1 protein-coding gene is annotated in these 1,393 nt (G+C 77.2%); it reads left to right on the top strand.

The annotated features are described in order from the left end of the window. The coding region (locus ACYVE9_RS26950; protein ID WP_461030508.1) for a polyketide synthase dehydratase domain-containing protein at positions 1–1,393 on the top strand (1,393 nt) is incomplete at both ends.

Here is a 1,393-nt window from a genome sequence, read left to right as displayed (position 1 = left end):
CCTCACCACCGCCACCCATCCGCTGCTCGGCGCCGAGGTCACGCCGGCCGCCTCCGGAGGGCTGCTGCTCACCGGACGGCTGTCGCTGCGCTCCCACCCGTGGCTCGCCGACCACACCGTGCTCGGCCGGGCCATCATGCCCGCCACCGGATTCCTCGACCTGGCGGTGCACGCGGGCGACCGCGCCGGCTGCGGGCACCTGGCCGAACTCACCCTGCTCAGCCCGCTGGTCGTCCCCGCCGACGGCGCGGTCCGCATCCAGGTCGCCGTCGAGGCACCCGACGAGGCCGGGCTGCGCGCCTTCACCGTGCACGCCGGGCCCGCCGACGGTCAGGAGGACTGGCAGCGGCACGCCCAGGGCGTGCTGTCCCCGCACGTCCCCCAGGCGCCGGCGGACGACCTCACCGCCTGGCCGCCGCCGGGAGCGGTGGCCGTGTCCGCCGAGGACCCCTACGAGGGCTTCGCCGCGGCGGGCTTCGCGTACGGGCCGAGCTTCCGCGGCCTGCACACCGTGTGGACCCGCGGCGAGGAGGTCTTCGCCGAGGTCGCCCTGCCCGAACCGCAGCGTGCGGAAGCGGCGCACTTCGGCCTTCACCCGGCACTGCTCGACGCCGCCGTCCAGGCACTGCTGGTCCGGCGTCCCGGCGCCCACGGCACCGACCCCGGCGACGGAGCGGCCGAACCGATGCTGCCCTTCGCCTGGACCGGGCTGACCCTGCACGCCGTGGGCGCCACCGCGCTGCGGGTGCGCCTCGCGCCCGCCGGCCACGACCACGGCTACCGCGTCCTCGTCACCGACACCACCGGCAGCCCGGTCGCGTCCGCCGACGCGATCACCCTGCGCCGGGTGTCCACCGCCGAGGGCACCGGCGCCCCGCGCCCCGAACTGCTGCGCCTCCAGTGGCGCGAGGCCGTACCCGCCCCTGCGGCGCTGCGGCCGGAGACGGTGCGCTGGATCGTCCTCGGTGACGGCGACGACCGGCTGGCCGCCGCCCTGGACGCGGCCGGCATCCACCTGGAGGCGTACGCCGACCTCGAAGCGCTGGGCAAGGCCGTCGAGACCGGCATGACCATGCCGGACCTGGTCCTGGCGGCCCCCGCACCACGCCGCGCGGACGGTCAGGACGTCCCGCAGACCGTGCGCGGCCGTCTCGCCCGGGCCCACGAACTGGTCTGCGGCTGGCTCGCCGACGAACGGTTCGCCGACTCGCGGCTGGTCTTCGTCACCCGCTCGGCCACGAACGCCGACGCGGACGCCGCCGCCGGCGCGGACAGCGCCGTGGACCACGCAGCGCACCGGCCGGACCTGGCGGACGCCGCCCTGTGGGGTCTGGTCCGCGCCGCACTGGCCGAACACCCCGGCCGTTTCCAGCGCCTGGACCTGCCGGGCGAT

This window comes from Streptomyces sparsus, assembly GCF_054776295.1.
This window is presented reverse-complemented; position numbering and strand designations above follow the sequence as displayed.